At 48.7% G+C, this 25,689-nt stretch carries 18 protein-coding genes; 17 read left to right on the top strand and 1 reads right to left on the bottom strand.

The annotated features are described in order from the left end of the window. Positions 1-28 precede the first annotated feature (28 nt). The 8 genes from VLX91_10155 to VLX91_10120 all read left to right on the top strand — a co-directional run bounded on the left by VLX91_10155 (position 29) and on the right by VLX91_10120 (position 9,818). Positions 29-349: a hypothetical protein gene (locus VLX91_10155; protein ID HUI30568.1), complete on the top strand. Its 321-nt coding sequence runs from the start codon at positions 29-31 to the stop codon at positions 347-349. Between the two features lie 17 nt (positions 350-366). Beyond that, positions 367-882 (top strand): tail fiber protein, encoded by a 516-nt coding sequence (locus VLX91_10150; protein HUI30567.1) that lies wholly within the window; start codon positions 367-369, stop codon positions 880-882. Between the two features lie 49 nt (positions 883-931). Further along, on the top strand, positions 932-1,441 hold the full coding sequence (locus VLX91_10145) for a tail fiber protein (protein HUI30566.1): 510 nt from the start codon (positions 932-934) through the stop codon (positions 1,439-1,441). A gap of 17 nt (positions 1,442-1,458) precedes the next feature. Continuing rightward, the gene (locus tag VLX91_10140; protein HUI30565.1) at positions 1,459-2,001 is read left to right on the top strand and encodes a tail fiber protein; all 543 of its coding nucleotides are present in this window, start codon (positions 1,459-1,461) and stop codon (positions 1,999-2,001) included. 103 nt (positions 2,002-2,104) lie between these two features. After that, entirely contained in the window at positions 2,105-4,786 is a 2,682-nt protein-coding gene (locus tag VLX91_10135) for a right-handed parallel beta-helix repeat-containing protein (protein HUI30564.1), read from the top strand. A gap of 445 nt (positions 4,787-5,231) precedes the next feature. Continuing rightward, positions 5,232-6,917: a T9SS type A sorting domain-containing protein gene (locus tag VLX91_10130; GenBank protein ID HUI30563.1), complete on the top strand. Its 1,686-nt coding sequence runs from the start codon at positions 5,232-5,234 to the stop codon at positions 6,915-6,917. Between the two features lie 439 nt (positions 6,918-7,356). Next, on the top strand, positions 7,357-8,775 hold the full coding sequence (locus VLX91_10125; protein HUI30562.1) for a T9SS type A sorting domain-containing protein: 1,419 nt from the start codon (positions 7,357-7,359) through the stop codon (positions 8,773-8,775). 59 nt (positions 8,776-8,834) lie between these two features. After that, positions 8,835-9,818 (top strand): c-type cytochrome, encoded by a 984-nt coding sequence (locus tag VLX91_10120; protein ID HUI30561.1) that lies wholly within the window; start codon positions 8,835-8,837, stop codon positions 9,816-9,818. A gap of 19 nt (positions 9,819-9,837) precedes the next feature. On the opposite strand, the gene VLX91_10115 is transcribed toward VLX91_10120, so the two are convergent. Then, the gene (locus tag VLX91_10115; protein ID HUI30560.1) at positions 9,838-12,645 is read right to left on the bottom strand and encodes a T9SS type A sorting domain-containing protein; all 2,808 of its coding nucleotides are present in this window, start codon (positions 12,643-12,645) and stop codon (positions 9,838-9,840) included. A 252-nt stretch (positions 12,646-12,897) separates the two neighbouring features. On the opposite strand from VLX91_10115, the gene VLX91_10110 reads away from it, so the two are divergent. The 9 genes from VLX91_10110 to VLX91_10070 all read left to right on the top strand — a co-directional run bounded on the left by VLX91_10110 (position 12,898) and on the right by VLX91_10070 (position 25,672). Beyond that, complete coding sequence (locus VLX91_10110) at positions 12,898-14,949, top strand: glycoside hydrolase family 2 TIM barrel-domain containing protein (GenBank protein ID HUI30559.1); 2,052 nt, start codon at positions 12,898-12,900, stop codon at positions 14,947-14,949. A 90-nt stretch (positions 14,950-15,039) separates the two neighbouring features. Next, on the top strand, positions 15,040-16,584 hold the full coding sequence (locus tag VLX91_10105) for a glycosyl hydrolase family 28-related protein (GenBank protein HUI30558.1): 1,545 nt from the start codon (positions 15,040-15,042) through the stop codon (positions 16,582-16,584). Positions 16,585-16,626: 42 nt separating this feature from the next. After that, positions 16,627-17,619, top strand: a complete 993-nt coding sequence (gene mgrA, locus VLX91_10100; protein HUI30557.1) for an L-glyceraldehyde 3-phosphate reductase — start codon at positions 16,627-16,629, stop codon at positions 17,617-17,619. A 111-nt stretch (positions 17,620-17,730) separates the two neighbouring features. Beyond that, entirely contained in the window at positions 17,731-18,948 is a 1,218-nt protein-coding gene (locus tag VLX91_10095; GenBank protein HUI30556.1) for a glycoside hydrolase family 27 protein, read from the top strand. 13 nt (positions 18,949-18,961) lie between these two features. Beyond that, the gene (locus VLX91_10090; protein ID HUI30555.1) at positions 18,962-20,482 is read left to right on the top strand and encodes a hypothetical protein; all 1,521 of its coding nucleotides are present in this window, start codon (positions 18,962-18,964) and stop codon (positions 20,480-20,482) included. A 293-nt stretch (positions 20,483-20,775) separates the two neighbouring features. Further along, the gene (locus tag VLX91_10085; protein HUI30554.1) at positions 20,776-21,072 is read left to right on the top strand and encodes a hypothetical protein; all 297 of its coding nucleotides are present in this window, start codon (positions 20,776-20,778) and stop codon (positions 21,070-21,072) included. Positions 21,073-21,524: 452 nt separating this feature from the next. Then, positions 21,525-23,354, top strand: coding sequence for an alpha-amylase family glycosyl hydrolase (locus tag VLX91_10080; protein ID HUI30553.1), 1,830 nt, complete (start codon positions 21,525-21,527; stop codon positions 23,352-23,354). A gap of 3 nt (positions 23,355-23,357) precedes the next feature. Then, the gene (locus tag VLX91_10075) at positions 23,358-24,350 is read left to right on the top strand and encodes an NAD-dependent epimerase/dehydratase family protein (protein HUI30552.1); all 993 of its coding nucleotides are present in this window, start codon (positions 23,358-23,360) and stop codon (positions 24,348-24,350) included. 155 nt (positions 24,351-24,505) lie between these two features. Further along, complete coding sequence (locus VLX91_10070; GenBank protein ID HUI30551.1) at positions 24,506-25,672, top strand: glycoside hydrolase family 27 protein; 1,167 nt, start codon at positions 24,506-24,508, stop codon at positions 25,670-25,672. Positions 25,673-25,689 lie beyond the last annotated feature (17 nt).

Here is a 25,689-nt window from a genome sequence, read left to right as displayed (position 1 = left end):
ACTCCTAGAATAAAAGAGAAGGAGACCAATGACTGACGAAATTATCGCGGAGAAACTCACATACAAAGAGTTCCATGAAACCCTGAACAGCGATTTCGAAGTAATCTTACCATCGGAAGTAAGAATCCCACTCAAATTATCTGGGATGTCGGAACGCAAGACTTCAGCGATTCAAGAAACTTTTTCTCTCACATTGCACGGCTCATCGAACATATTCCTTCCTCAAGCTGCATATAATTTTAATCATCCGAAAATTGGGGGGTTCGAAATGTTCATAGTTCCGGTGGGACGAGATCTTGACGGTTTCATCTACGAAGCAGTTTTTAATCGACTCATTAAAAATCAGTAAAGAGGAGGTAAATAGAAATGGCAACTCCCTACTTAGGGGAAATAAGAATGGTCGGATTCAATTTTGCACCGGTTGGTTGGGCCTTATGCGATGGATCTACGCTGAACATATCGGAAAACGATGCACTCTACAGTCTGATCGGCACCACATACGGCGGCAACGGTCAAACCACTTTCAACCTGCCGGACTTGCGGGGCCGCGTTCCAATTCATATGGGGAGAGATCAACCTGGAAATGTTTATGTTCTGGGGCAGAACGGTGGAGTGGAAGCTGTTCCCTTGACGGCAAACCAGGTCGGCGCGCACAACCACACGCTTATGGCGAGTGACAATAAGGCGAGTCAGCCAACTGTGTCCGGCAACGTGTGGGCGGTCGCGACAGAGACTGTGTACACCGACAGGCCGGGAAATGCAGCAATGAATCCTGCTGCAATGACATTAAGTGGGCAGAGTCTGCCTCACGAAAACATGATTCCGTTCCAGGTAGTGAATTTCATAATAGCACTGCAAGGGACATATCCCACACAACAGTAGATTTATAAGAGGAGCTCGCGCAAATGAATAATAGGAGGAGATAGACCCAATGGCATCACCTTATCTCGGAGAAATTAGAATCGTTAGCTTCGGTTTTGCACCGAGGGGTTGGGCGCAATGCAACGGTCAGACGATGGCGATCAGCCAGAACCAGGCTTTGTTCGCAATACTCGGCACGTTTTTCGGAGGCAATGGCGTAAGTACATTTGCGCTTCCAAACCTTCAAGGCCTCGTCCCATATCATGTTGGTACAAATAATTTTGGGACAAACTATTCAATCGGGCAGGTTGGCGGAGTGGCAAGTGTTGCACTTACATCCCAGCAGATACCGAGTCACACGCACTTCATGAGGGGAAGCTCGGCAAGTCCCAACAAAGGGCAGGTGGCGAGCAACTTGTGGGCGACTCAGACAGCCAACGCGTATGATCCAAATCCCACAGGCAACATGAACGGATCGGCGATCGGAACGATTGGCGGCCAGCCGCACACAAACATGTCGCCTTTCTTAACTCTCAACTTCGTTATCGCGCTTAACGGGATCTTCCCGTCTCGCAACTAAGCATACAAGGAGATTTTATGGCAGATCCATATTTAGGTGAGATAAGAATGTTCGCTGGAAACTTCGCGCCGGTGAATTGGGCGACGTGCGACGGACAGCTCTTGCCTATCAGTCAAAACACCGCTCTATTCTCACTTCTCGGTACAAATTTCGGAGGGAACGGCACTTCAATTTTCCAACTTCCTAATTTGAAGGGGAGTGCGCCGTTGTGCGCCGGGGCCGGAATCGGATTGACTGAAAGATTTGTCGGCGAAACGGGCGGGGTGGAATCGGTGACGATTGATTCTGCAACGATGCCTGCTCACAACCACGCGGTGCTCGGTGTTGGCGGCGGTGGAGATAAAACGACTCCCATAGGGAACACATGGGCTGAGATTCTTCACGGAAGGACTGCAGAGAATTTATACACGGATGACACTGCGTCTCTCGTCCAACTCGGGAAATCAGGAACGCAAATCGTCTCCTCCGTTGGCGGCAGCCTGCCCCACGAAAACAGGCAGCCTTATCTCGCAGTGACCTTCATTATCTGCCTAAGTGGGATATTTCCCCAACGCCCATGATTAGTTGATTTTCTTTCTGCTAACGAAACTTGAAGCACATGGTGCCGGCACGATCGGCGCTTGGGTGTCTTGAGGAGGATTTCTTAATTAAGGAGAGCTGATGATGTTTGGAAAGTTGATACCATATTCAAAGTGTGATTCTGAGAGGATTGCTGCTGCCGACAAAAGAAAGGATGCCTGTTTAATCTTTGCCTGGTTCGCGGCCGTAATTATTTTCATTTCCATCGGTGCGGCGGGAAGTGCATTATTCGCAGCAACGGTCGCCGTCAATACGACGAGCGATACTCATGCTTCGAGTCCAAGTACGTCCGCAAATGATGGCTCAGGAAATATTTCACTGCGTTCGGCGATAGAGTATGCCGACTACCATTCAGGAACCACGGTCAGCGTCGGATCTGGTACGTATAACCTTACTCTTGGTGAAATTCAGATTGGCGCGATAAGCACGCCGACTACTACGACCATAAACGGTGCAGGTGCTGGTTCTACGATCATTAATCAAACGGATGGAACAAACCGCATATTCGACATTGATCCCAGCATCGGCGGCGGAATTGCGTGCACCATTACTGGAGTGACAATTGAAAACGGCAAAGACAAAGCCGATGGCTTCGGTGGCGGAGGGATCATAGATGGAAATGGAGGTACCGGTACGTCAGATCATTTGACGTTAACGAACTGCACCATCCAAAATAATACTGCATACGGTGACGCTTCAACTCAGGAGCCGGTAGCTGGTGGTGTAGAGATGGACGGCGGGTATTTAACGCTTACCAATTGTACCATCTCGTCAAATACGCTTGTCACGAACACTTATGGTGGTGACGCGACGGGAGCAGGCGTGTCCTTTGCTCCGTTCGCAACATCTGAGACACTGACGATTTCAGGTTGTACCTTTTCAAACAATACAATCAATGTGAGTAGTGCAAGTGGGCAGGGCGCCGGCCTACAAATAGACAACACTATAGTGGGCGGAGCTGGCGTGAGTATCACGAATACTGTATTCTCAAACAACACCTTTGCTTCGGCGGGGACGAATAAAGGGGAAGGCGGCGGTATTTTTGTCTCAGAAGGCGGAACGCTTACAATGACCGGATGTACCTTTACAAGCAACTCCGCCGGTGGAACGGGTGGCATCGGGGGAGCAATCTTTTCCAATGGCGGCACGGCTAATATCAACTACTGCCGTTTCTCAGGTAATAGTGCCACATCCGATGCGAACATTAACGTCACCGGGGGTGGCACGGTATCCGCGACCAATGATTGGTGGGCAAGTAATTCAGGAGCGACGGGCATAAGCGCTGGTGTAACGGCTACTCCTTACTTAAAATTGACAAACACTGCTGCCCGGACAACAATCAATTCAGGTGATACAACAAAGCTTACGGCGAGCTTTCTTACAAACTCTGCCGGCTCGACAATTTCCGCGAGCAACTTGAGTGCGTTGAGCGGGCTTGGTGTTTCATGGGGAAGCCTTGTACTTGGCACGCTCTCGAACCAACAAACTTCAATCTCAAGCGGAATCGCGACGGCAACGTTCACAGCTGGTGGAACCGCTGGAAGCAACGGCAGTGCGCAAGCAAGTGTTGACGGCGGGACGGCAACGACTTCGCCGACGATCACTGTGAATGTCGGCCCGAGCGTTACCGTGCAGCCAACTAACCAGACCGTGAATACCGGCCAGGGTGCCTCGTTCACCTCAGCCGCCAGTGGAAGTCCTTCACCGACAGTCCAGTGGCAGGTGAGCACAAATGGCGGCTCGACATGGAATAACATCGGAGGTGCCACGAGTACGACTTATTCGTTCACCACTGCATCGACCGACAATGGAAAAGAATACCGGGCAGTGTTCACGAACACCGTGAGCTCGGTGAACAGTAATGCTGCGATATTGACGGTGGATTTTGCTCCCACTGTTACAACAAACCCTGCAAACGATACGGTAGTTGTCGGCAACAGCGCCTCGTTCACCTCAGCCGCAAATGGCAATCCCGCTCCGACCGTGCAATGGCAGGTGAGTACGGATGGCGGTACGACATGGACCAATGTTCCCGGTGCAACCGGTACAACTTATTCATTCGTCGCGTCGATAACTGAAAACGGCTACGAGTACAGGGCGGTCTTCACCAACGGCGTTTCGTCTGCAACATCGAACCCTGCGTTGCTTGTCGTCAAAGATAATTCGCTCGCGGTAGAAGTCTCTTCGTTCAAAGCCGCGGCGAGCTACAGCTCTGTTGCATTGACATGGCAGACCCAGTCGGAAGTCGACAACGCGGGATTCAACATCCTTCGTGCAGATTCCGGGACAAACGGATTTAAATTGATTGCCGGTTTCATTACGAATAACGGCTTAAGAGGTATAGGTACGAGCAGCACGGGGAAGGTTTATAACTTCACAGATGACCATGTAACGGCCGGTTCCACATACGAGTACGAGATTCAGGGCGTTTCCACGAGCGGCGCGGCAAAAAATATAGATACGCTTACGGTTAGTGTAGCAATCCCGAAGGATTTCGCGCTCTACCAGAACTATCCAAACCCGTTCAATCCATCGACCACGATCAGGTTCGACTTGAAAGAACAATCGACGGTGGCTCTGGATATCTATAACGTACTTGGACAAAGGGTACTTGAGAACAATTACGGAGCGATGAACGCCGGAAGATTCAACGAGGTGGTGAATATGGACAGGTTCGCAAGCGGAGTGTACTTCTACAGAATCGCTGCCATCGGTAATAATGGACAAAAGTTTGTTTCGATAAAGAAGCTGGTGTTGATGAAGTGAAGTAGCTTCACGGAAGGCCCCGCGGAAAGAGCGATTGGAAGTATCGGATTGACAATTGGAAACATCGTATCGTGTATTGGATCCGTCGTATTGCTAATTGGAAGTTTCGTATTGTTGATTGGAACCATCTAATTGCCAATTGGAGCCATCGGAACGTCAATTGGAAAGATCTCAAGGTCGATTTGGGGCCTTGGATCGTCAGCTCTGCCAGTTTTGAGAGCTTTCGGAAAGCACTTTGAGTCAAATGGAGCAAACGTCTCTGTCCAGAGTCAGTCAGTAATCTCGGAAAATTTTCCCAGGGGACACCGGGAACTTAATACGCAATTCAAAAGTTGGAAATTAACGTGAAGGAGGAGAACACTGTGTAAACGTTACGGCACATCTTAACCCCATCCAGTTTTAGAAAATCAATTGCCATTCGAACGAAAATTCTCGAGGAGGAGAAATGAGAAGAAGTATATACAAGTTAGCTGCAACATTGGTCGTTGCTTTGATCAGCGCTGCAAGCATTTCGCTTATCCCGTTATTTGCGCGGACAACTCTGGCACAGACAGAAACAGCACCCACACGAAATGGGGACACACTATACATAGCAAATCTTGACAACCTCGCTTGGCTTCAGGATGCGAACAATGACACCGCATGGAGTGATGCGAACGATTACTTCAAACAGACAGCGAACATAGATGCGTCGCCGACCTCGGGTTGGAACTCAAATGCTGGCTTTGGACCGATCGGGACTTCGCAGCTTTCTAACCCTTTCAAAGGCGTTTACGATGGAGGAGGTTATTTAATATCGGGCCTACATGAAAACAATACGAGTACTTTAGGAGGGATGTTCGGTTATACCGCTTCGGCGACTCTAAAAAATATCGTGCTTGTTAGCGAGAGCATCACTGCGAATGGAACCAACGCGTATGTTGGTGGCTTGCTCGCGTTTCCGGATGGCAATGGCGGGACCACCACCGTTAACGGGTGCTCCACTTCTGGAACTATAACATCCAGCAGTGGATCAAACATCGGCGGTCTTGTTGGTATAAGCAGCTCAGGAACAACCATAGAGGACAGCTACAGCTCCGCAAACGTTACCTGCACCTCGAGTAGCAGCCCCGTTGGCGGGTTGGTAGGTGATAATAATGGATCGATAAGAAACTGTTACACTATAGGAGGAAGCGTTCAGGGCGGCAGTAGTGCTGACGTGGGAGGATTGGCGGGTGAAAACAACAGTGGCACCGTTCAATACTGTTACAGTGCTAACACCATCACAGGTGGATCCTCAACCGCTACTGGCGGTCTCATCGGATACAACTATCTTGGCTCGGTCACCAATAACTTCTGGGACACAGACTCTTCCGGATCTACCGGGATCCAGGGCTATCCTACGACGGGCGCAACGGGCGAAACAACATCAAATATGAAAACGGAATCGACCTTCACCGGCGCCAGCTGGGATTTCACGAACACATGGGCGATAAATTCAAACACCAACAGTGGATTTCCCTATTTGCAAACTGCCCCGCCAGATCATTCTCTTCCCGTCCAGGCAATCGCCTTCCTTGCGACCGCCGACATGAATTCCGTAACTCTGTCATGGAACACGCAATCTGAAGTTGATAATGCAGGATTCAACATACTTCGCGAAGACCCAGGAACAAGTTCTTTCAAACTGCTGGCAAGTTACATCGCCGACGGCAGCCTCCGGGGTCTCGGGACCAGCAGCACAGGAAGAGCCTACAATTACACGGATGACAAAATAATTTCCGGTTCTACGTATCAATATGAAATCCAGAGTGTCTCGACAAACGGAACGACTAAAGACTTATCCACTCTCACCGTTACCGTAGATGTACCGAAGAATTATGCATTATACCAGAACTATCCGAACCCGTTCAACCCGAGTACTACGATACGGTTCGACCTCAAGGAGCAATCGATGGTTATTCTGGAGATCTATGATGTTCTGGGTCAACGAGTGTATTCGGAGAACTACGGCAGCATGAATGCCGGAAGATTCGACGAAGTCGTGAACATGGACAGGTTTGCCAGTGGAGTTTACTTCTACCATATCACAGCGCAAGGAAATGACGGACAGAAGTTCGACAACGTAAAGAAGCTAATGCTGATAAAGTAGAGGAAAAAATTTTTGGCCTGCGCCGAAGTTTTAGCGCAGGCAAGTGGTAAAGTTGAATCCTGGTGCCACAGGATCAAATCCCGCCCTGCGGGAAAGCTGATGTTGATAAAGTGAAACTCATAAAATATATTATTTCGTCTAAAACGGGCGGGGCCTAAAGACCTCCGCCCAATTTGTCTTAAGCATAATTGAAGAGTAAGTGGGAACTTCATCCGCATCAGACTGGCTAGGGAGCGATGAAAAAGAAAGTTGATGATTTCTGGAGAGCAGCGGAGCAGAAGGGAATTAGGGACCATTCGTTACATAGAGTTTGTTTCATCCCACTGACTCTCCAATTCCATATGAGATCGATTGATGCAAGCATTAAGTTCCTTTGAAATCGGAACATTGCTTCCAATTTCGATCGCAACCGTCAACAACCAAGATAATGGAGGGTAAAATGAGCAAATTCTACAAATGCATATTCCTTACTTCGATTATTTCAATTGTGATCGGAACGAACGTTTTTGCTTTCCCGTCTTCAGTCAAAAGACATTCGCATCCCGGAGTCATGTCCGTCTTGAGAACCAGACCACGTGTACCATCTGACTTTCTAAGTAAATTCAATTTCACAGCTTCGACTGGATCGTTCAACAGTATCACTTCAACTGGAGATACGATTCCTGAGGTATTTGATTATGACGAAGGGGTATCGGTCGCGCTGCCGATCGGCTTCGCATTCTATTTCGGTGGAAACCCGTATTCCTATGTCTTCGCGTCGTCAAACGGGTGGCTTTCCTTTAACCCACTCTCTAGAAACGATTCACTTTACAAATACGCCGATACCCTTGCAGACGCGGATACAAGAATGCTGCCGTTCATCACGCCGTTGGATGCAGACCTTATCGTAAATAATCATATCTATTATGAGACAGATGGCAGTGCTCCCAATAGAATATTCACGGTTGAGTGGAGCCAGGTTGTCGGTTATGGGAACTCCGTCGGCCCTAATGCAACTGACCAGCTTTCATTCCAGGTTAAGCTTTACGAGACAACGGGCGAGATCCAATTTATTTACCAGCCGGGACCTGATTCCTCCGTCGCTTTCGACGCGTATGACACGGGTACTAGTATCGGGCTTGTCGATTCCCTGGGGGAATTCATATCGCTGAGCGGCATGAGCACTTCAGCAACGGCAAGCTCAGTGACGGAAATTGATTCCGTAAAAACGCCCCCCTCCGATGGGCTCACGTTCTCGTTCGTCCCAACGGATCACTCCCTTTCTGTTCAGGCGACGGATTTTGTTGCTACGACAGATGTCGGCTCCGTGATGATTTCATGGAAGACGCAGTCTGAGGTCGGCAACGCGGGATTCAACATTCTCCGCGAGGATCCAAATACTTCCACCTTCAAACTCATTTCGAGCTACACGAGCAACGACAGTCTTCGCGGCCTCGGCACGAGTAGCACCGGAAGAAGTTATGATTTTACCGACTACCATGTCGTTTCTGGCTCAACATTTCAGTATAAGATTCAAAGTGTTTCGACAGGCGGAGTAACGAAAGACTTGTCTACACTTTCCGCTACAGTGGATGTTCCGAATGCCTGCGCTCTTTACCAGAACTATCCAAACCCGTTCAACCCGACTACCACGATACAGTTCGACCTGAAGGCGCAATCGACGGTGACACTGGATATTTACAACGTTCTTGGACAGAGAGTTTTTGAGAACAACTATGGAACAATGAATGCCGGAAGGTTCACCAAGGTCGTGAACATGGACATGTTTGCGAGTGGAATGTACTTCTACCGGATCGTAGCGATTGGAAATAATGGCGAAAAATTTGTGTCGATGAAGAAATTTGTGTTGATGAAGTGAGAAAAAGGGAAGTAGTTATTGTCATTCATTGATTGGCTTTTTGAACGACAAATGACTAAATGAGAAAATTCATTAAGATTTTCGGGGCGGTAGTCGGAGGAATTGCCGCCCTGATAATAATCGGCCTCGTTTATTTCAATCTGTCGTTCCCCAAGGCCGAGCCCGTACCGAATATCAAAGTTGAACTTACGTCTGCGAGGCTTGCACGAGGTGAATATCTCGTCAGGCATGTCGCAGGTTGCTTCGATTGCCACTCGGAGCGTGACTGGACAAAATTTTCCGGCCCGGTAATTCCTGGAACCGAAGGCGAAGGCGGCGAGGTATTCGATAAGGTTACGGCAGGAGTTCCCGGAACGGTTTACGCGAAGAACATAACTCCGGCGGGAATCGGCGGTTGGACGGACGGCGAATTAATCAGGGCAATAACAACGGGAGTTTCAAAAGATGGAACGGCACTGTTTCCGATAATGCCGTATCAGGATTTTAATTATATGAGACACGAGGACCTTTACTCGATAGTCGCGTACCTCCGCACCATCAAACCTGTCGAGAGTAAAATTCCTGAGCGCCATTTGGATTTCCCGATGAACTTGCTGGTGAAAACGATCCCATTCGGGAGTTATAACCCCGGTCGGCCGATCGACAAGTCCGACTCAGTGATCTACGGAGAATACCTTACGACCATGGCATCATGCAGCGGATGTCACACTCCGGTTGACAAAGGTGAGCCGATAAAAGGGATGGACTTTGCGGGCGGAATGGATTTTATTTTACCTGCAGGAATCGTTCGATCTGCCAATATCACTCCCGATGATGAAACAGGGATCGGGCGATGGACCAAGGATGAGTTTGTTAAGTATTTCAAGAATTTTTCGTCGGACAGTTCGCGCAATATCCCGGTGGCACCGAACGAATACAACACGGTGATGCCGATGACATCGTTTGCCGGGATGACAGAAGGGGATTTGGGCGATATCTACTCTTATTTGAGAACGCTACGACCGATGCACAATCAGGTGGTTCGATTCACTCCGAAACACTGATATCGCGGGCCGGACAATCCTATTTCAGCAGGACTAATTTTCTTGATTGGATAAAACTCCCGGTGTTTAGAGTGCAGAAATAAACTCCGCTCGCAAATTTGGTCCCGTCGAATTTAACCTCATGTTTCCCTGGCTTATTAACTCCGTTCACCAAGGTCTCGACTTCTCTCCCAAGTACATCGTAAAGTTTCAGTGTGACACTGCTGGCAGCCGGAAGTTGATAGCGAATTATCGTGGTCGGGTTGAATGGATTCGGAAAATTTTGATACAGCGCAAAGCTTGCCGGAATTCCCGGCGCCTGCCTGACCTCGGTTAACGAAGACGCCGTGACAAACCCAATAGCGTTTGCAGAAGCGGTCGTGTCGAATCCGTTTGTGGCGAACCCTGTAAGAACATAGTTGCTTAATGGCTGGATGTTGCCGACAGAAAATGTGTCGGTTGTGTCGACGGTCGTGAAGGTCGTATCCACACCCGGCCCAAAAAAATGCATTACATAAGTAACTGGTTTTCCCAGCGGATCGAAAGACCTTGACCAGGAAACTGAGAGGTTCTGATAAAAATGTCTCAAGCTGTCGCCGGGTGCGGGAGCGAAGTTGATCGTCGTCGGGTTGTCAGTTGTGTCGCTGTTCGCCGGCTCGCCGTAAAGAATTCCGCGACCTCCGGTCGAGACATAACATCTTCCGTATACTCTCGGGTCACCCGTCACATAATACAGATAGCCAAATTGGTGAGCATCATCGTTTACTCGGATCCATGACGCGCCTGTATTATCCGAACGGAAGATGCCGAGGGTCCCGTTTATGATCCCCCACAGATAAAGTGCCGGATATCCTCCTGGCGTTGAGGATTTACCTGCTCCTAACAGCCAGGCAGTATTAACACTGCTCATTTTCGACACGGATGATCCAGAGTTTGTTGAGTGGTGTAACCCTCCGCTGCCGGTACATATCCACAAATCTCCTTCAATGCCCGGCACGGTGGTTATAAGTCCGTCTTGTGCTTGATAGCTCGGCACCGTTGGTAGACCTCCGGCGCCTTTTGAGAATGTTTTGCCGGCGTTGGTGGAAACCCAAATTTGCCCCATCGAGGTCGCATCAAAAACGTAGAACTTCTCGGGATTTACCGGGTCGGCCTTTGGTTGCACGGAGGACGGCACTCCTCCGCCGCAGCCAGTCCACGTTTTCCCGTTGTCAGTGCTGTAAGACATAGATGCGCCTGCCGGTGACCACACGATCGTGTTTCCATCTGCAGATATTGTGATCGAGAGCTGGCCCCAGCTGCCTCCGGCGGTTGTTCCGCTTGGATACGTGGTGAAATCATTCCATGTTGTGCCGCCATCAATAGAATAGGCAGCGTAGGGCGATGACCCGTTTGTGTTGTTGTACGACTTGACTATTTTCGATGGGACTTTTCCGGCAAAGGCAATTGAATATGTTGTGCCTTTCGGAGGATTCCATCTTCCTTGCGGAGGCGGAACGCCGAGACTGTCATGTCTGAAGCCATCATAGTCCGCCATCGCAGAAAGCAAGTTTGTGAAGGGAGGGCTGATAATTTCGAATGGAACTGTCTCCTCCAAATTTTGGTCTTTGAAATGCCATGTTGGCGACGACGCAAAGAGATTATCACAAGCCCAGATTCCATATCCTGTCCCGAACACTGCCCTGCTTGAGTCGAAAGGATCCATCGCAATCGAAGCAAGCCAATGCGGTTTAAGGTTCCCGCTTGCTGTATAAGGAGCATAGCTGTGATTCAAGTTCGCACTTCGAAGCTTGCCGGTCCAGTGTGTTCCACCATCCGTCGTCAGGTAGACTTCGTCCATAGGAGACCAGCAATCGAGTGTGCTGACGATAATATAATTCGGATTTTTGGGATATAATGATATGCCACTATACCCACCCTGGGCTGGTGGTGCTGGAGCTGGAGTAACGTTTGTCCAGGCAGAGGTGCTTACGTTGTATTTCCAGACGGATCCTGCGGTCGCGCCGTTTGGGCCTTGGTAATTTGCGAACGTCATGTAAAGGAGGCTGTCTGCGATGACGGCCCTGATCGCCATAACGCCTTGCGGTTGTCCGGAAACGATAGTCCATGTTCCGCCGCCGTCTGTGCTCTCATATAGACTTTTGCCGCTGGTATCAGCCGCGCCCACAAATATCCTTTGTGTCGGATTCCCGGGAGAAGAGCTTGAAGGATCAAAGAGGACGAAATTCACATTCTTAGGAGTGAACAAGGAAACGCTCGACCATGATGCTCCGGAGTTGGCTGATTTCCAAAGTCCAGGCTGGGAGGGACTTGTCCCGGAGAAGGAAGATGTTCCCATGAAGAATATAGAGTCAACATTGGGGTCGACCTGCAGTCGCTCGCCGCATCCGCGTCCGTCCTCGTTTCCGCCGACCTTCATCGGGAGAGTGAATATTGACCATGTATTGCCACGATCGGTTGAAGATAGTAAAGCTCCGTATCCCGCCCACGACTGTGTGTATTGGCCTGTTTCCATGAAGACGCGGTTTGTATCCTTTGGATCAACAGCGATTGACAGGATGCCCATGTAATCGTAAGTGCTTCTGTTCATCATATCGGTCAACGGTATCCATCGATTTGTGGAATTATCCCATCGATATGCGCCGCCGATGTCTGTTCGCGCGTAAGCAAGCCCCGGAGCTGCGGGATGATAAATTATGCCGGGAACAAATCCGCCGCCTCCGGCTGCTACGCTCTTCCATGTGTAGCTGCTCTGCGTCAAAGCATCCTGGGAGATTGAAACTGAGATAATGATAAAAAAAGAAATCATCCATGGTATCTTAGACCCGATGGCAAAATTTTCACGCATGATGGATTGCCTCCGATGCTTGATTCTCATTGAGTTAGAGATCCGGTAACCTGGCGCAAATTTAGAAAATTCTTTCGGCTACTGTACTTGATTACATTACAAAATATTTGGAATTTTAGAACGCTATGTTAACAAGTACTCAGGCATTATTCGTTGCTGCTGACATTTTACCTGCATAATGTAGTTCTTCGTTTGAGTCTTATCAAGATTCAGTCTTGCAGAATTGATGAGCGCCGTCGAAAGGTAGCTAGTATGAATAGATTTTTACCGATCTGTGTTCTTCTTTTTATGAACCTTGGAGTTGCAGAAGTTCCGCCAAGAATTGAGATTCCTATCAATGACAATTGGAAGTTTTCGAAGGGCGACTTCCCCGGCGCGCAGAACACAAACTTCAACGATTCCGGTTGGGATAAAGCGTGCTTGCCGCACACATGGAATAATCTTGATGGACAGGACGGCGGCAATTATTATCGCGGTCCCGGTTGGTACCGCAAGAGTCTTCTCATTGCAGAAGAATACTCCAGCAAAAGAGTTTTCGTAAGATTTGGGGCGGCAGGCATGATCGCGGACGTATACGTCAACGGCAAGTTTGTCGGCGAGCATCGTGGCGGCTTCGCGGCTTTTGTCTTTGATATTACCGATTTCTTGATTCCCGGAAGGAGTAATTTCATTGCTGTCAAAGTTGACAACACATCACCCCAAACCTCCGACAAATTCAAGATACCGCCGCTCAGCGCAGACTTCACCATGGACGGCGGGTTGTATCGCACTGCAAAATTGATTGTCACAAATGATGTCCACATCTCATTGTCAGATTACGGATCGCCCGGCGTTTATATCAGTCAGAATGAAGTCTCCGATACTTCGGCAAAAATATCCGTAATGGCGAAGTTAGCCAATGAGTCAAAGAAGGCTGAGACTGTTTCTGTTAGAACATCGGTGTACGATGCTGAAGGTAATCTTGTGTCTGATTCCACCGGAAGGACTGAGATCCCGGGAAACAGCAACAAGGATTTCACGAACGAATTTAAAATTGACAAGCCGCATTTGTGGAACGGGCGAATTGACCCGTATCTCTATAAAGTTGTTGTCTCGGTTTACCGGGATAATGAATTGGTCGACCGGGTCGATCAGCCGCTGGGTCTGCGTTATTACAGTGTCGATCCCGAGAAAGGATTTATTTTAAACGGCAAACCATACAAGTTGCACGGAGTCGCCCTTCACGAAGACAAAAAGGATAAAGGCAGAGCGATCACCGGCGAGGATCGAATGCAGGAGATGAAGTATATCGTCGACATCGGTGCCACCATGGTACGCTTCGCTCATTACCAGTACGATCAGGAAATGTACCGGCTCTGCGACAAAAACGGGATTGTCGTATGGACTGAAATACCCATCGTGAATCAAATCGACAGCTCAGAGTTGTTTGAGGAAAATGCAAAGAAGCAGTTGATTGAACTGATCCGCCAGAATTACAATCATCCCTCCGTTCTTTTCTGGGGGATCTTCAATGAAATACACAATGTGAAAGGTCCCGATCCATTAGAGCTTATAAAAAAACTCGACAGCCTGGCGAGAGATGAAGATGTCACGCGGCTCACTACCGCTGCATCGAACGATGAAGGATCCGCCAATTCCGTAACCAGTGTTTTGGGGTTGAACCAATATTTCGGATGGTATCGCGGCAAAGCCCAGGATCTTGGAGAGTACCTGGACACATATCATAAAGAACATCCCGATCGAGCGATTGGTTTAAGCGAGTACGGCGGCGGTGGAAGTGTTTACCAGCATGAAGAAAATCCGAAGCAGCCTCGCCCGGACGGACCATGGCACCCCGAAGAGTATCAGACATATCTCCACGAAGTGAGCTGGAAAGCAATCGAGTCAAGGCCGTTCATATGGTTTTCCACACTCTGGAATATGTTTGATTTTGCATCCGACTCGAGGAGGGAAGGGTTTCAGCCGGGAATAAATGACAAAGGAATCATCTCACAGGATCATGAAACAAAGAAAGACTCATATTACTGGTACAAAGTAAATTGGAATCCGGAGCCGATGGTCCACATCAACAGCAAGAGGTTCATGGTGAGAGATACGAGCATGATTACCGTCGAGGTTTACTCGAATGCAAAAGAAACGGAGCTGTTCGTGAACGGGAAGTCGGCAGGAAAAATTGCGAGCGGAGATCATCGCTTCTTCTGGAACAACGTCAGCTTGAATAAGGGTTCTAATTACGTGAAGGCTGTTGCAATCATTGACGGGAAAGAATATTTTGACGAGTGCTGGTGGAGATATCAGAGGTGAGAGGCAAGAAGCCGGAATTGAGAAAAGACATGATGAAGATTCGGAATGATGGATTATCTTTTTACTTTCGTTTGATAAAGGAGAATTAAGATGACGGGGATAATGAAAAAAGAATTACCGGCTTTTGTCCTGATATCATTTGTCCTTTCCTCTGCAGCATTCTCTCAGCGAACAAAAACCTACTTTAGTGTAAAAGATTATGGCGCGACGGGTGACGGACATACAACCGATTCTAAAGCAATCAACGCAGCGATAATTGCCGCGTCAGATGCCGGTGGAGGCACGGTCTATTTTCCTGCCGGAGATTACATTTCGGGATCCATTCGACTGAAAAGCAACGTCACTTTATATCTCGCGCGAGGTTCAGCTATCATAGCGACATCTGACAGCCCGCAGGTTAACTATGACCAGGCGGAGGAGAGTGTTAATACTATTTTCCAGGATTACGGTCACAGCCATTGGCACAACGCGCTGATCTGGGGAGACAGCATCCAAGACGTGTCTATCATTGGGGCGGGAAAAATATACGGCAGAGGTTTGGTCAAAGACTGGGTAAAGGATAGCAGGGCTGCGGACAAGTCGATCAGTCTGCACGAGTGCCGGAACGTCATCATCAGGGACTTGACAATAGTTCATGGCGGATGGTTCGCGATCCTGGCCACGGGTGTCGATAACTTGACGATCGACGATCTCAAGATCGACACCAACAGAGACGGAATAGATATCGACTGCTGTAGAAACGTCAGAGTTTCCAATTGCTTCGTAAATTCACCTCACGACGACGCCCTATGCCTGAAGAGTTCGTATGCACTCGGATATGCACGTTCGACTGAGAACGTCACAGTGACGAATTGCCAGGTGAGCGGCTATGATGAGGGAACACTCCTGGACGGAACCTACGAGCGTGTCAACAGCGAAAAGTATGGATACCATCCGACCGGCAGAATCAAGTTCGGAACCGAGTCGAACGGAGGCTTCAAAAATATTACGATCACCAACTGCGTGTTCGATTACTGCGGAGGATTAGCGCTGGAGAGCGTCGATGGAGCGCACCTTGAAGACGTAACCATCAGCGATATCACAATGAGAGATATAGTCAACGATCCAATTTTCTTGAGGCTCGGTGCACGGATGCGCGGACCCAAAGGGACCTCAATTGGTGAGATAAGAAGAATCAAGATAAGTGACATAGTTGTTTACGGCGCGGATTCCATGCACTCCTGCACAATCGCGGGTCTGCCGGGCCATGATATTAAGGATGTTGAGTTGAGCAACATCAGCATTTACTACAAAGGCGGCGGGACCAAAGAGCAAGCTGGAAGAGAAATCCCGGAGGAGGAAGAGAAATATCCGGAGCCCGGTATGTTCGGCGCGGCACCCGCTTACGGATTGTTCGTCCGCCACGCCTCAAATATCCAAGTGAGAGATGTTCAATTCAAATTGTTGAGTCCGGATCAGCGACCTGCACTTGTTTTTGACGATGTAAAGGGAATCTATATGAACCACGTTACCGCAGAACGAACAGGCGATGCCGGGATGGTTGTTTTCAAAGACGTCTCGGACCTGGGTATATACCAAAGTCCTGGAATAAAAGACCAGCAAGTCAAGACTATTAAAGAAGAAACATTGAGATGACAAGGTTTTTGAGGTTCAAACTTTAAATCGACGGAGCTAAAAATGTACTTGCCAAATGAACATCGTTATGAAAAAATGAAATACAACAGATGCGGGAGAAGCGGGATCGATCTCCCCGCAATTTCTCTGGGGCTCTGGCATAATTTCGGCGGTGTTGATGTGATTGAGAATTCGAGGGCGATGGCGCGAAGAGCGTTTGATCTGGGAATTACGCATTTCGATCTGGCAAACAATTATGGCCCGCCTCCGGGTTCTGCAGAAGAAACGATGGGATACATCTTGAGGCATGATCTCCACGGCTACCGTGACGAGTTGATCATTTCTTCAAAAGCCGGCTATGGAATGTGGCCCGGACCTTACGGCGATTGGGGCTCGAGGAAGTTTCTTGTCGCGAGTTTGAACCAGAGTCTGCGCAGGATGCATTTGGAATACGTCGATATTTTTTATCATCACAGACCCGATCCGAATACTCCGCTCGAAGAAACGATAGGAGCATTGCATGACATCGTACACAGCGGTAAAGCCCTGTATGCCGGGATTTCAAATTACCCGGCAGAGCTGACCAGGGAAGCGGAACAGATAATGAATTCGATAGGAACTCACCTTCTGATACACCAGCCGAAATACAGCATGTTCGAACGCTGGATCGAGGATGGCCTGTTGAGAGTTTTGCGTGAACACGGGATGGGCTGCATTGTCTTTTCGCCGCTTGCACAAGGGCTCCTGACAGACAAATATCTTGAAGGAATTCCTGCAGGTTCCCGGGCATCAAAGCCGACCGGTTTCTTGAGACCGGAGCAGGTCACCGCGGAGAAGGTCGGGAAAGTTCGCAGGCTCAATGAGATGGCAAAGGTCCGCGGGCAGTCTCTCGCTCAGATGGCGCTTTCGTGGGTGCTTCGCCATGATGAAGTAACAACGGCGTTGATCGGCGCAAGCAGAGTTGAACAGATCGATGATGCTGTGAAAGCGCTGGATAATCTATCTTTCAGTTCCGAGGAACTTAAGAAAATTGACAACATCCTTCTCGGGAAATAGAACTCAAGTTTGTTAATCGAAGTGTATGCAATCGGATCCAGCAGATATGCGCCTCATCATCAGGGAAATCATTTTCCCGATTAACCACAATCGCAAATGGAGGAAACAAACATGAAAAAATCTTTACTCACAGGATTAGTTTTGTCGGTCGCCTTTCTATTGTTCGGAAACGCTCACTCACAGCAATTCGAGGATATCGCTCTTACGCCGCCGATGGGGTGGAATACATGGAACAAATTCGGATGCAATGTGAATGAGCAAATGATTCGCGATATGGCGGACGCCATGATTGTGTCGGGCATGAGAGACGCCGGGTACGTTTACATAAATATCGACGATTGCTGGCACGGCGAGCGAGATAGTCTAGGGTTCATTCATCCGGATTCCGCGCGGTTCCCCCACGGCATGAAGGCTCTCGCGGACTATGTCCATTCCAAGGGATTGAAATTAGGAATATACTCGGATGCCGGATATAAGACCTGCGCGGGCAAACCAGGCAGCCGGGGATTCGAATATCAGGATGCACTCATGTACGCAAAATGGGGGATCGATTATTTGAAGTATGATTGGTGCAACACGGAAGGAATGTGCCAGCTCGGTGCTTACATGACGATGCGGGATGCGCTGTACACTGCAGGAAGGCCGATGGTGTTCAGCATCTGCGAGTGGGGTACGAGTAGACCGTGGGAATGGGGAAAGGGGGTCGGCAACCTGTGGCGGACGACCGGAGACATCTCAGCCAACTTCGAAAAAAACATAGATCATGGCACATGGATACAGTTAAGTGTTCTGTCAATCCTGGATCAGCAAGACAGTCTGAGAAAGTATGCCGGACCCGGTCACTGGAACGATCCCGATATGCTGGAAGTCGGCAACGGTATGACGAATAGCGAAGACCGCGCGCATTTCTCGATGTGGTGCATGCTGGCTGCCCCGTTGATTGCAGGAAACGATTTGACCGCTATGACCAAAGCGACCAAGGATATTCTCACAAACAAAGAGGTAATTGCGGTCGATCAGGATTCTCTCGGCATAGAGGGCTTCAAGTATTCTTCGAACGACAGCGTAGAGATTTGGTTCAAACCTCTCGAGCAAGGGAACTGGGCGATGTGTTTTCTAAATAGGGGCACAACGCCGAAACCTGTCTCCTTCGATTTCCTGAAGGAACAGGTCACCGATAGCCTTTCAGGAAGAGGTATTGAAAATGCCGAGTATACCCTTCACAACTTGTGGACGCATAAAGACATCGGCACGACGAAGAAGAAATTGAGGGGTGTCGTATCTGGACACGATGTGTCGATGCTTGAGCTCGTCAGGAACAAGAACTAGCGGGAGAGTCAGCATGAATTCATTTTTGTTCTCGAGCAATGTCGGAGATCGAAAGTTGAAAATATTCTTAGTAGTCATTGCCTTATCGCTCACTTTCGCATCGGGACTTGTCCGTGGGCAGAATACTATTTTTACCGGACAGGCAAATGTCGGGAATGTCAGGATACCGGGCTCAGTGCTCTATGATTCAGCAAAAGGAACGTACACCATTACCGGCAATGGGAACAACATGTGGTTTAATGAAGACGACTTCTTTTATGTCTGGCGCAAGGCAAAGGGAGACCTTGTTTTGAAAGCCGACATCGGCTGGGTCGACGAAAGCAAACAGCCTCATCGGAAAGCGGGCTGGATGATTCGTGCGGGTCTGGACAAAGACGATCCATATGTAGATGCTGTCGACCATGGAGTCGGACTGATTTGCATGCAGTACAGGGCAACCAAAGGCGGAGCGACGATGGAGGTGCAATCACCGATTGCTGCACCGGCCACTTTATTGTTAGAACGGACAGGAGATCAGTTCACCATGACGGCGACAAAGGACGGCATAACTTATCCGGTCGGAACTGTCTCCGTTCAATTGCCCGACGAGGTTTATGCCGGTCTGGCCGTCTGTTCTCACGACTCGACAACTGCGGAAACGGCATTCATCTCTGATCTTGGATTCAATCAAACTGGAGCTGTGTCAATGGACGAAAGGATTTTGGAAAGCACACTTGAGACGGTGGACGTAGATTCCGGAATTAGGACAATTGTCTACCGGGCAAAGGAACATTTTGAAGCGCCTAACTGGAGCCGCGACGGAAAGACTCTGTTTTACAACAAAGACGGAAAGATTTATACCATACCCGTGACCGGCGGAACACCGAGATCTTTGAACACCGATTTCGCGGACAAATGCAACAACGATCATGGACTTTCTCCGGATGGGAAACTTCTTGCGATCAGCGACCAGAGCAAGGACGGGAAGTCACACATCTATATTCTATCGAGTGAAGGAGGAGAACCAAAACTCATCACGGACCTTGCACCATCATACTGGCACGGATGGTCGCCAGATGGAAAAACACTCGCGTACTGCGCAGAGCGAGATGGCAACTTCGATATTTACACAATACCGGTGGATGGCGGGGAAGAGAAGAGACTGACAGATGCGCCGGGGCTCGACGATGGGCCTGATTATTCACCGGATGGAAAGTACATCTACTTTAATTCTGAACGGACAGGTCAGATGAAAATATGGCGGATGAATGCCGACGGATCCAACCAGGTCCAGGTGACGCCGATCGATCAGTACGGGGACTGGTTTGCGCATCCCTCACCGGATGGAAAGTGGATCGTATTTGTTTCATACGACAAAAGCGTGCAGGGACATCCTGCAAACAAAGATGTCGTTCTAAGAATCATGGCGGCATCCGGCGGCGTACCGAAAGTTCTTACAACTCTTTTCGGCGGGCAGGGAACGATAAATGTGCCATCATGGTCTCCCGACAGCAAGCGTTTCGCTTTTGTAAGCTACAGGCTGGTTGCACCTTAATGCATGTGCATCAACTGTCATTGTAACAATGCCATGTCAGGGACTTCATGAAATAATCGCACAGCATTTACATGATGCTGCCCTGAGTTTCGGCTCATATTATTTGGCTCCTGCGCAGGTCTAAATTTCTCCACAGCCACGTTACCAGTCGGTATCGCAATTCCATTTTTGTAATCGTTTCTTGCGAATTTGAGGCGATTTAGCATCATACTCCTGGCTCGTTTGTTGATATAAATGAATTGAGCTTGAGCTTGGACGAGTAACGCAGGTAAACAAAAACTTGCAGGTGGATCATGGAGAACATCAAATGCAAACAGCAGGTCTCAGTCCTGATGGACTGGCGCGTAAGGATCTCGCAGAACCTCGAGGTCATCGAACTAAGGCCGCTTAGTCTCGATCCATCGAGGATCCGTCTCATGCCGGTCTACCTGGAAACAGGAGAGATGAGCATCGTCGTCCCGGCTGCATCAAAGGAAGCCGCCGAAGAGAAGGCGAAAAACATTGCAACACAGATTGCCTCTGTCGGTCTTTGGGGAACGGAAATCTGGGACAGAGACGGTTTCCTGGCATCAATAGAGAGCGTATTGTAACACGCTAGTGACAGGAGACATCAGCACTTCTAATGTCCCGCCGAAACGCGTGTATCTTGTCGGTCCGGTGCGAGATTTATTAGACCGCAATCCTTCAGATTATCAGTAAGATCTTCTCAGACTGATCAGGTTGAATCAGACACCCCTCGAAACTGTATCGACACTGGGGACTGTTGTTCTTGCCGCATCTACGGCAAGGAAGCCACGCTAGTCAATGCCCGCATTGTCCCGCAATGTCTCCATCGGAGATTAACATAAACAATCCCACTTCCTTGAAGGGAAAGAATTGAGCTTGTCCCGTTTCACTTGAAATACGTTTTCAATCGCCTTAGATTAAAACTCCAGATAGCATATAAACCGAACTGCAAAAAAAAATTATCGGAGATTTTGTTACTGATCATTTCGACAAGATCATTCTTTAAGTTCTTCCATCAGGCAAGGAGGCTTTTGTTATGGGAAATAATTTCAATAGACGTTCCTTCATAGGGCGGGTTGTCACTGCAGCCGCAGGTCTTGGACTTTTAAATGGGTCCAAACCAGCGGATGCTTTAGCAAATGCTTTTCGCGGCAGGGAAACAAATTTGGATGTCGCGACCGACTTTTCAGGGTATGAAATAACTGGTAAATACGCTATTCCTCCCGACACTCCGGAATGGGCGCACCATGCAGTGTTCTATCAGATTTACCCTCAGAGTTTTTATGATTCCAACGGCGACGGAATAGGCGACCTGCCGGGAATAATTCAGAAGTTAGACTACATAAAGAGCCTCGGCGTCGACGCCGTTTGGGTCAACCCATTTTTCGAGTCGCCGTTCGGCGATGGCGGCTATGACATTTCGGACTATTATAAGGTCGCTCCACGATACGGAACGAACGACGATGCGAAAAGACTCTTCGATGAAGCCCACAAACGCGGCTTGAAGATCCTGTTTGATTTCGTCGCGAGCTACACATCCATGGAGCATCCATGGTTTAAGGAATCGGCCAAGCAGGAAAAAGGGAAACACTCGAACTGGTACATCTGGACGGATAATGTCTGGCTGAATCCTCCGAAAGAGTACCAGGGCTCGTTTATAAAAGGTTACGGGACAAGAAACGGTCAGTACATGCTGAACTTTTATTATTCCGAACCGGCTTTGAATTACGGATTTGCATCGCCGGACGCCGTCCAGAACTGGGAATTGCCGATCGATCATCCGGATGTTCTTGCCGTGAGAGAGGAAATGAAAAAAGTATTTCGCTTCTGGATGGAGATGGGTGCGGATGGTTTTCGGGCCGACATGGCAGGAGCGCTCGTAAAGACCGGCAACGTCGAAGGCAACCAACAGTTCTTCAAGACTCACGAAGATGGCACAAAAAAATTCTGGCGGGAGATTAGGGAAATGCTAAAGAAAGATTTTCCTGAAGCTTTCATCGTGTCGGAGTGGTCTTATCCGATTGACGCTCTCGACGGCTGCTTCCACGCGGATTTCTTTCACTGGTTCGAAGGATACAACGATCTTTTCCAGAAAGAAAGCTGGAGGATACTCAACGGCTATTCCGAAGGACACAGCTATTTCGATATGGAAGGGAAAGGTGACATCACATTTTTTCTTGGTAAGTTCATGGAACAGTATGATGCCACGAAGGGGAAAGGTTATATCTCGCTGCCTCTTGGGAATCACGACAACGCCAGATTGGGAAACAAGCGCAGCGACAACGATCTTGAGATAATCTATGCTTTCGGGCTGACGATGCCGGGCGTGACATTCATCTATTATGGAAATGAAATCGGGATGCGTCAGATGCCGGAAGACTGGCCCCAGGTCGAAGGAGCATATCGACCGCGGAACGGTGCACGAACGCCGATGCAATGGAACAAAGACAAAAACTTAGGTTTCTCCACTGCCTCTACGGAAAAACTTTATTTGCCGATCGATCCGGCGGCGGATGCACCAAACGTTGATGCACAGGAAAATGATCGGAACTCTCTCCTCAACAGGACGAGGAGATTGATCAGGCTGAAGAATACAGAGCCCGCCCTAGCCGCTTATGCAGAATTTGTACCCCTGTATGCAAAGAAAAATTCTTACCCGTTCATATACGCGAGAGCCAGGGACAGGGATGTCGTCATTGTCATTCTAAATCCGTCGGCGACGGAAACTAAAGCAGAGTTCGATTTGAATATTCCATACTCGAAGATGACGCTGTTAGCCGGAAAGGAAGTCGCAATCAACAAAGATGGGAAGAAAATATCAGTAATCGTGCCTGGGCAGACTTATTCAATTTATAAGCTGGGTTAAAACATGAAAGCACTATTTATCGGCGGCACCGGAAACATAAGTACTTCTGTAAGCAGATTATGCATTGGCCGTGGCATCGACTTGCATTTGCTTAATCGTGGAAAGAGAAAAGTGAAAATTCCCGGTGCGAAATTAATCAAAGTGGACATTTCGAATCCATCTGCTCTAAACTCTGTTCTGAAAAAGCATGAGTGGGATGTCGTCGTGGATTGGATTGCCTTCAACCCCGATCAAGTGGAAAGAGATATTGAACTTTTCCGCGGGAAGACGAAGCAATATGTGTTCATCAGCTCCGCATCCGCCTACCAAAAGCCGCCGTCATTTCCGATCATCACCGAATCGACACCTTTGTGCAACCCTTTTTGGGAATACTCACGAAACAAGATTGCCTGTGAAGAAAAACTCAATCGTGCGTACAGAGAAGAAGGTTTTCCAGCGACGATAGTCCGGCCGTCATTTACCTACGACACGGTTATCCCGCTCGCCATCGGCGGCTGGGACGAGTACACGGTAATCGACCGCATGAAGAAAGGAAGAAAAGTGATAGTGCATGGCGACGGGACTTCGCTGTGGACAATCACACATGCTGAAGATTTCGCCAAAGGATTTGTCGGACTTCTTGGAAATCAGAGAGCGGTCGGTCATCCTTTCCAGATCACTTCGGACGAGGCTTTGACGTGGGATCAGATATATCGGACGACTGCCGATGCTTTCGATGTTGAGGCGCAGATCGTTCACATATCTTCCGATTTTATCTGCCGATTAGATAAGTCCATGATAGGAACGCTGCTGGGAGATAAATCACACTGTGCCATCTTTGACAATACAAAAATCAAGACTTTTGTTCCCGATTTCAAAGCCACCATTCCATTCAACGAAGGCGTGAGAAAAACCCTGGCGTGGTTCGATGCCGATCCCAAAAGAAAGATCGTCCGGGCGGAGACAAATGAAAAGATCGATCGAATAATTGAGGCTTATGAAAGGAATAGCTTTTAAGACCTTTACCGGAGAAATCTCAAAACAAACGATACAGATTCCAAACAGATGACAGCACCAAAAACATAAATGCCGTCTCTCGAACATTCGGGTCTCGATATTGTTGGGATTTCGTGTTCACATCTCGAAATTTTCAAAATAGGAAGGCTTCATCCATGAGAAAAATTGTGTTTACTTTCTTGATGCTTGCTTCGATTTCTGCATTTGCCCAAAAATTTGATGGGCTTGCCCTGACTCCACCCATGGGATGGAACAGCTGGAACACCTTCGCGACGAACGTCGACGAGAATCTTATCAAGAGCGTTGCTGATGCGATGATAATGAATGGGATGTGGGATGCCGGATACATCTATATAGTAATCGACGACGGTTGGGAAGCGATGCAGAGAGACAGTCTCGGAAATATCTTTCCTGATCCGAAGAGGTTCCCACACGGGATGAAGGCTCTTGGAAATTATCTTCACGCGCACGGCTTCAAATTCGGAATCCACAATTGCGCGGGGACCGAAACATGCTCGGGTTTTCCCGGCGGACGCGGTCATGAGTACCAGGATGCCAGAACTTACGCGTCATGGGGAGTCGACTATCTGAAATACGATTGGTGTAATCATGGTACGGCCAATGCGGAGGAGACATACAAGACAATGAGAGACGCATTGTACCACGCGGGTCGGCCGGTGGTGTTCAGCATCTGCGAATGGGGAACGAACGAGCCCTGGATCTGGGGCCCGGAGATCGGACATCTCTGGCGGACCACCGGTGATATCACCGATTGTTACGATTGCCAGGGGGTTTACTCGATGGGGTGGAAATACATCCTCGACAAGGAAGCGGAGCTCACTCAATACGCAGGACCGGATCACTGGAATGATCCCGACATGCTGGAGGTTGGCAATAAAGGTCTGACGCTCGCTGAGTCAAGGGCTCACTTTACTCTATGGTGCATGCTCGCCGCGCCTCTGATGGCGGGGAATGATGTAAGAAATATGCCCGAGGAAATTCGCGACATTCTCACGAACAAGGAAGTCGTTGCAATCGATCAGGATTCATTGGGAAAACAGGGCTTCAGATACATGGACCAGATCGGCAAGCAAATATGGGCGAAGGAATTATCAAACGGTGCGTGGGCAATCTGCGTTTTCAACTCAAGCACCGATCCTTTCAAGATTAGAATAGATTGGAATTCTCTACCGTTTCTTAAAGGTACATATAGTATTCGAGATATCTGGCACAAACAGAATCTTTCGACCACGGCAAGCAGTTTTATCGAAGACATTCAATCTCGCGACGTTGTGTTGCTGAGATTAACCCCGGTCAAGTAGGGAAACTTAAGCAAGGG

Source organism: Candidatus Acidiferrales bacterium, assembly GCA_035515795.1.
Classification (GTDB): domain Bacteria; phylum Bacteroidota; class Ignavibacteria; order Kryptoniales; family JAKASW01; genus JAKASW01.
Note: the sequence above shows the minus strand (reverse complement) of the source record. Positions and strands in the feature narration are given on the sequence as shown.